This window comes from Stenotrophomonas sp. CS3K5 (assembly GCF_059515225.1).
Genome location: NZ_JCAKRX010000018.1, coordinates 61,836 through 69,126, shown reverse-complemented (window position 1 = coordinate 69,126; position 7,291 = coordinate 61,836). Strand labels below are relative to the sequence as shown.

At 67.8% G+C, this 7,291-nt stretch carries 4 protein-coding genes; 2 read left to right on the top strand and 2 right to left on the bottom strand.

What is annotated here, in order from left to right; translation table 11 throughout:
- Both AC5YGJ_RS19955 and AC5YGJ_RS19950 read right to left on the bottom strand, forming a co-directional pair.
- Positions 1-2,174, bottom strand: a 2,174-nt coding sequence (locus tag AC5YGJ_RS19955; RefSeq protein ID WP_496187524.1) for a phospholipase D-like domain-containing protein, incomplete at its 3' end; no start/stop codon positions are given.
- Positions 2,174-5,356, bottom strand: a complete 3,183-nt coding sequence (locus tag AC5YGJ_RS19950; protein ID WP_496187523.1) for a type VI secretion system Vgr family protein — start codon at positions 5,354-5,356, stop codon at positions 2,174-2,176. The genes AC5YGJ_RS19955 and AC5YGJ_RS19950, both read right to left, overlap by 1 nt.
- A 423-nt stretch (positions 5,357-5,779) precedes the next feature.
- On the opposite strand from AC5YGJ_RS19950, the gene AC5YGJ_RS19945 reads away from it, so the two are divergent.
- Positions 5,780-6,766, top strand: a complete 987-nt coding sequence (locus AC5YGJ_RS19945) for a PhoH family protein (RefSeq protein WP_249844520.1) — start codon at positions 5,780-5,782, stop codon at positions 6,764-6,766.
- Positions 6,763-7,248 carry an rRNA maturation RNase YbeY gene (ybeY, locus tag AC5YGJ_RS19940; protein WP_496187522.1) on the top strand — a complete coding sequence of 162 codons (486 nt, stop codon included), beginning with the start codon at positions 6,763-6,765 and terminating at the stop codon, positions 7,246-7,248. The genes AC5YGJ_RS19945 and ybeY overlap by 4 nt, the downstream gene beginning before the upstream one ends.
- Positions 7,249-7,291 lie beyond the last annotated feature (43 nt).

Below are 7,291 nucleotides of genomic sequence, written 5' to 3'. Positions count from 1 at the left end.
TGCACGGGCAAGGTGATGTACACATGGAAGCCCTGTCCGGCCACGATGGCGCGACGGATGCGCGCAGCGATCGCCGCCACCAGCGGGTTGCTGGCCGCCGACTTCACGCCCTGCTTGCGCTTCACCAGGTCCTGCACGACGCCGGTTTTCCCGATGGGCCCACTCATGGCCACGCCTTTGTCGACGTAGCCGGCCTTCTTTTTTTCGGCCTTGGTCATGGGCCGCCGTTCACCGCCCTTGATCGCCGTCTCCACTGTCCTGCCCGCCTCAGCGTCGGACCAACCGCATTCGGAAATCAGGAACTGGGTCTCGAGGTAGACAAAAGCACGCGCCGAGGCGATGCAGTTGACCATCGCATCAAGGATGGAGTGCATCGGCTGGTTGCGCTCCCAGTACGGCTGCAGGCAACTGGCATCGTCCAGGTTCAGGCCGAGTTCCTTGCAGCCCTTCTTCTCCAGCGCATGCAATGCGGTGCCCGAGGAACGCACGATCTGTACGGTGACGTCGCCGGCCGTGCCAGGCCGGGCCAGGTTACCGAACAACGCCTGCATGCCGCCCATCGACTGCAGCCATTGATCGCTCAACGGCGTCAGCTCCATGCCACGTGCCAGCGTGGTCTGCTCCGGCAGGCCCGCGCCCATCCAGTCGTTGGCACCGCGGATGCCACGGTTCAGGACCTTGCGCACCGCCGTGCCGATTTCACGGTCGCCGCGCTGGTTCTGCCAGACCATCGCGTTCCAGCGGTGCATGAAGTTGCGGCAGATATCGAACACCGCCGGGCCCTGCAGGCGCGCGTGCACGTCCTGCCACGGCATGCGCGGCTGGCGGCCACTGTCGAGCAGGCGCTGGATGCGATCCACCGGCTCGTTGATCCACTTCACCAGCGATTCCCACGCTTGTTTGGCCTTGTTGAACTTGTTCTCGATCTCGTCATATTTGGTCTTGGCATCCTTGACCAGCGAGTCAGGATCGCGCACGTATCCCACAACGGTGGTGGCCGTCTTGATCGGGCCCAGAATGACGTCCTTGATCGCGGCCTTGCGCTCGTCGACCCACTCGCCGAACTTCTTCGCCTGGATCTTCGTGAAGCCTTCCACTGCACGCCCGGCGGCGGCAGCCGCCTCGCCGACGTTCAGCTTGACCGCTTCGTCGGCGGCCCGGTTGGAGGCGGCGATGACGTCGGCGTATTCCTTTTCGATCTCGGTCAACCACCCTTGAATGGCCAGGAAGGTCTTGGCGACCGAACGCTGTACCTTGACCGCCTCTTCCATGCCCGGAATGACCATTTCGGCGAGCTTGCGGATGCCTTCGCGTTCCAGCGCGTCGGGAACGCCCAGCTTGTCCGCATAGTCCTGCAGTTCGGCCAGTGCGGCGCCTGCATCCCACTGCGCCTTCATCCGGTCCAGCGCGATGGCCAGGCCCGGCACGTATGCCTGGGCAAAGCCGGGGCGGACACGGCCGACCGCGTCCGGGCTGGTATCGGGCTTGTCCAGGGTCAGGTCTTGCTCAGCACTCGTCATGCCCCGGAATTTGCTCAAGCAGTTGTTGTAGTGGTCATTGAGCACATGCAGCTTCGGGTCGCAGACCACGTCGAAGTTGCCGTCGTCCCAGCGCCCGTGGGCGATGTCCAGGCCGCCGACGAAGCCGATCTTCCCGTCCACCACCAGGATCTTCTGGTGGTGCGAGAAGGCGATGTTGAAGGCATCGGTGCGGCCGGTGGCCGGGTTGTGCAGGCCAACCTGCACCTGCCCCGGGGTGTTGGCATCCTGCATCTTGTACAGGGCCGTGCGCGCTTCGTTCTCGTGGGTGTAGGCCGCCGCCTCGACACTGTCGTAGAGCAGCACCCGCACGTCCACGCCGCGCTGGTTGATGGCATCGAACAGCAGTTCGCTCAGGCGGCTGGCGTGGGCACCACCGCGGCTGTCCAGCTCGGTGTCAAAGTTCATCTGCCAGTCGGCGATGAAGATGAACTTCTGCGCGCCGCGGATGGCATCGGCCATCGCCTTCATCGCCGAGCGGCCGTCGGTGTAGGCGTCAACCTTGTTGCCGCTCCGCACCGGCGCGAACTGCCGGTCCGGTGGCGCGTAATAGTCACCGCTGGTGGTGCCCTTCTGCCCGTCAAGGCAGGTCAATGCGTTATGCGGGACGCTGCCCAGCTTGGTGCCGTCTGCCATCACTGGATCTCCTTGCGCTGGGCCGGGTCGGCGTCGATGTGCGACTGGAATTCGTACTCGGCGCGCTGCCGGTAGGCATGCAGCGCCGCGTCATCGGGAAGGTCGGCCAGGGTCTTGCCGTAGTTGATCGCTTCGAGCGTGTCCATGGTGGCGCGCACGCCCGGCGAACTGCTGTAGGGGCGCGGACGCTGCAGGGGAATCACGTCGATCCCATGCACCAGGAACAGGCGCCCCGGGAACCGGCCGGCATCGTTCCAGATCTTCGCGCACAGGGTGTCATCCAGGCTGACCTCACCCTGCTCGTCGGCCTGCCCTTCGGCAAGGGTCTCGGCCCAGTTGCCCGGTACCAGCGCGCCATCACGCATGTCCTCGTCCAGCGCCTGTCGGGTACGCACGATCTTCCAGGGCTGGCCTGCCAGCGGATGCCCCTGTGGTCCCGGAATGTCCTGCAGGCGGAAGGCCAGCTTCGGAATCTGCTCGCTGAGGGTGCTGGTCGGCATGTCCGGGAGCGCGTAGCTGAGCTGCGCGGGCCCGACGAAGGATTTCTGTCCGGCATGGACGGTGATGGTGCCGGGACAGTTCACCACCAGGTTGCCACCTTCCAGGGTGAGGCTGGCGCCACCGGCGGTGGCGATGTGCAGGGTGCGCGGCGCGGCCAGCTCGACTGCGGCCTGGGCGCTGGCGGCACGCAACGCCGCCCGCGACTGCACGGTGATCGCAGCGGACTGGGCGCGGACGTCCAGCGCTGCCTGCCCCGCTACCAGGGTCAATGCCGCATCGCCGGCAAACCCCCGACCGCTGGCGGCCAGCAGGCCGACCGCCTGCGTCGCGTGCAGGCGCGCGTTGCCGGCCACGCTGGCGTCACTGTGCTGGCCACTGGCCAGGACCACCTGGCAGGCGCTGCTCCAGTGCAGGCCCTGACCGGTGACCATCGCCAGACCGGCATGGCCATGCAGCCCCAGCGTGGGTTCACGGGTGTGCGGGATGTTGCCGGCCGTGGCGCGGTCATCGCTGCCTGCGCGGGCCTGGTCATAGCTCTGCCCTGGCACGACGGCACGGGCAATCCGCTGCAGGCCGGCCAGGCCGGCGCTGTCGTCCGGCGGTGCATGGCTGGCCAGGCCGACGGTGCGGTGGACCGCGGCCACGTTGTGACTGGAGGCCGCCAGCGTGGTGGCCTGCTGCAGCAGCGCGCCTGCGGGCACCGCTTCGCCGGCCGGCGACAACGCGGTATGCGGGCGTGCGCTCAACCAGGCGCCACGTTCGGCGCGCAGCGCACCCCAGGCATCGCTGCGCAGTTCCACGCCCTCACCGCGCAGGGAACCGCGATGGTTGTCGGCCTGGTGCAGCAGGTGCCCCAGGTTCAGCTCGCTGTGGGCCTGACTGCTGGCCAGCTGCAGGCGCAGCTGTGCATCGGTATCGTCGAAGACCAGGCGGTTGTAGCCACTGCCGGACCATTCCCGTGACTGGATGCCCCACAACGCACCGGCGTGCCGATGCTGGTCGTCGCCGGCGGCCATGGCGTGCCAGGCCGGCGCGTGACCACCGGCCGCGTTGCCCTGCGCGCTCGGACGGTTGTCGGCAGCCTGCTTGAACATACTGCTGCCACTGTCCGCCGCGGCAGCCCCGGCAGGCGTGGGGGCGATACCGGCGTCGCCACGGCCGTTGTAGAGGGCACCGAGCACCAGCGGCCGGTCGATGTCACCATCCAGGAAACCCACCAGCACTTCCTGGCCCACGCGGGGCAGGAACTGCGCCCCTACACCCGGCCCGGCGTAGCGTTGTGCCACCCGCATCCAGCAGGTGGCAGCCGCATCGGAGGCCCCCTGCAGATGCAGGCGGACCCGTATCCGGCCCTGGCTGTCGGCATGCAGGTCGGCGTCGTCGCGGCCTGCGCCGGACACCACTGTGGCGCTCTGGTGACCGGGCGCGATCGGGCGCGGGTTGAGCCGCTGCCCGGTGCCGTCGAGCAGGACCGGACGCCAGCGCTGCTGCTGGTCGACGGCACGAAACCGGTTGGCGTAGCCCATCGCCGGGCTTGCTTCCAGCGGCGCACCGGGCAGCGCGACGCTGGCGGAAAGCCAGCGGGCCGGCGGCGCCGCACGCGGCTGATCGCGCCCTTGCGCGACCGGTAGCGGGTTGCAGCCATGATGGAGTATCTCGGTGGGCAGGATCACCGGCGCCGAACCGGTGCCCGTAGCCAGCACACGGATGAACCGGCCCGCCTGCAGGCTGCGGACAGTGCCCGCCCCCCACCATCCGCCCAACCCGGCTTCATGGGCTTCGGCGGCCAGCCGGGCCCGTCGCTGGCCATCACCGGCGTCGGCGAAGGCATGCGCACCAGCCGGATCGTAGACTTCGCGCGAACTGTGGCCGGCGCCCTGCAACGGCAGCTGCGCATGGCGGACGACCGGCCCCTTGTAATCGCTGGTGACCAGTGACAGCCGGTTGCTGCCCAGCTGCCGACGCGCGCCCAGTGCCTGCAGAGCATCGGCCTGCTCGGTGCCGTCATGGCGATGGAAGCGGATACCGCCGTCGCGGGCCGACTGCGGATTTTCCGGCTGCGCGCTGCTGTCGGAGAACAGCACAAGCGTCAGTGCGCCCTCGGCGTCGTTCTGGAAGGCACCGGCAATCCCCTCTTCGGCCAGCAGGCGCTGCACGAAGGCCAGGTCCGATTCCCGGTACTGCACGCAGTAGCTGCGCGCCGGTGCGGCGGCGAGGTCGGCCACCGCATCATCGCTCCAGCGCCACCGGGCCAGTTCGGCATGCCCGCCCAACACGTCCTCGACGATCTCGCGCACGCTGCGCGCCTGGTACACACGGCTGTGCCTGGCATGCCCCAGCAGCCAGGTCCAAGGCACACAGTGCAGGCGGTAGCGCGCCAGCCCCCCGTCGGTATCTAGCAGGCGCATCGCGGCGATGTAACCGCAACGGACATGGTCCTGGCCGTCATCCAGGCGGGTGATCAGCGTCGCCTTGCGCCCGGGTCCCCCACTGATGGGCAGGCCGGCATCCACATGCAGCACATCCACCCAGTAATCGAATCCGTCACCGAGGCGCTCGTGCCCCCACCATTGTTCAACGAGCAGCGGAGGCAGGCCCTCGGCCTGCAGACGGTGCAGCTGACGCTCGGGCTCCAGCCCGGCCAGCGAAGCGAGTGCGACTCGCGCGTGTGAAGCATCCATGACGTCTCCTGAGCCAGGCACTCCTGTCCTGGCGATGGCTTGCCTGCCTGCTTCCCCCTGCACCTGGCCGCACCGCCGCCGGGATTCCGGAGGTGGCCAGGCAGGCAGTCCGCGCACAGCGCAGGACCGGGTGGAAGACCCTGTTTCCTTGGGGCTCGGGGCCGATACTCATCCCCGCACGGGGCTGCCGTCAAGTTTCCGGCGCCCCGGCGGCCAGCCTCCGTGACGTTTTTTTCACCACCGGCTCATACAGCTTGTGGCACAAGCAGTCGCGAGGTCTATCCACAGGTTTGCGCAGGTGCCGTCCACACCTGGTGTGGAAAACTTCCCCGCGCGCCCGTGCTGGCCGTCCGCGCACCCGCGCGCTACCCTTGTTTCCCCTTGAAGACACTGCGGTGGAAGGCGTCCGCCCCACCCCGAGCAATGAAAAGCATCGAGCATCGAGACTTCACCCTGTCGCCGGAAGACAATGAGCGGCTGGCCAACCTGTGTGGCCCGTTCGACGGTCATTTGCGACAGATCGAACTGAAACTGGGCGTGGAAATCGCCAACCGTGGCTTCGTGTTCCGCATCAGCGGCCCGAAGGACGCCATCGTCGAGGCACAGAAGCTGATCGAGGCGCTGTACGCCGAGACCGCCGAGACCACCTTCGACAACCACGCCATCCACCTGCGCCTGGCGCAGGCCAATCTCGAGCAGATCGCCGAGCGCTCCTATGAGGCACAGGACGTGGCGATCAAGGTCAAGCGCGGCACGGTGCGCGGCCGCGGCGCCAACCAGGGCCGCTACCTGCACCAGATCGCCACCCATGACATCAACTTCGGCATCGGCCCGGCCGGTACCGGCAAGACCTTCCTGGCCGTCGCCAGCGCGGTGGAAGCACTGAACGAATCGCGGGTGCAGCGCCTGATCCTGGTGCGTCCGGCGGTGGAGGCCGGCGAGAAGCTGGGCTTCCTGCCCGGTGACCTGAGCCAGAAGGTGGACCCCTATCTGCGCCCGCTGTATGACGCGCTGTACGAGATGATGGGCGTGGAGAAGGTGGTCAAGCTGCTGGAACGGAACGTCATCGAGATCGCGCCGCTGGCGTACATGCGCGGGCGCACGCTCAACGATGCGTTCGTGATCCTGGACGAAGCGCAGAACACCACCATCGAGCAGATGAAGATGTTCCTGACCCGCCTCGGCTACGGCTCCACCGCAGTGGTGACCGGCGACCTGACCCAGACCGACCTGCCCAAGCATGTGAAGTCGGGCCTGCGCGATGCCATCGATGTGCTGCGTGACGTCGACGGCGTCAGCTTCACCTTCTTCGAATCGCGCGACGTGGTCCGCCACCCGCTGGTGGCGCGCATCGTCAGCGCCTACGATCGCCGCGACCTGCATCAGATCCAACCTGGAGCGACTCCATGACCCGTGGTCCCGTGCGACTGGATGTCGCCGTCAGTTACGCCCTGCCCCGTGCCGGCCTGCCGTCGGCGGTAAGTTTCCGCAAGTGGGTGGCGGCCGCGCTGAAGGGCCGCATCCGCGAGGCCGACCTGGCCATCCGCGTGGTCGATGCCAAGGAAGGACAGTCGCTGAACCGCCACTACCGCGGCAAGGACTACGCCACCAACGTGCTCAGCTTCCCGGCCGAAGTGCCCGAAGGCCTGCCCAAGGGCGTGAAATTCCCGCTGCTGGGCGACCTGGTGATCTGCGCACCGGTGGTGGCCCGCGAGGCCGAAGAGCAGGGCAAGGCGCTCAATGCCCACTACGCGCACCTGACCGTGCACGGCGTGCTGCACCTGCTGGGCTGGGACCACGAGGACGACAAGGAAGCCGAAGCGATGGAACAGCTGGAGCGCGAGATCCTGGCCGAGCTCGGCATCGCCGACCCCTACGCTGGCGAGCGCTGAACGCGCCATTTCAACGCCGAGCCGGCGCTCGGCTCTACAACGG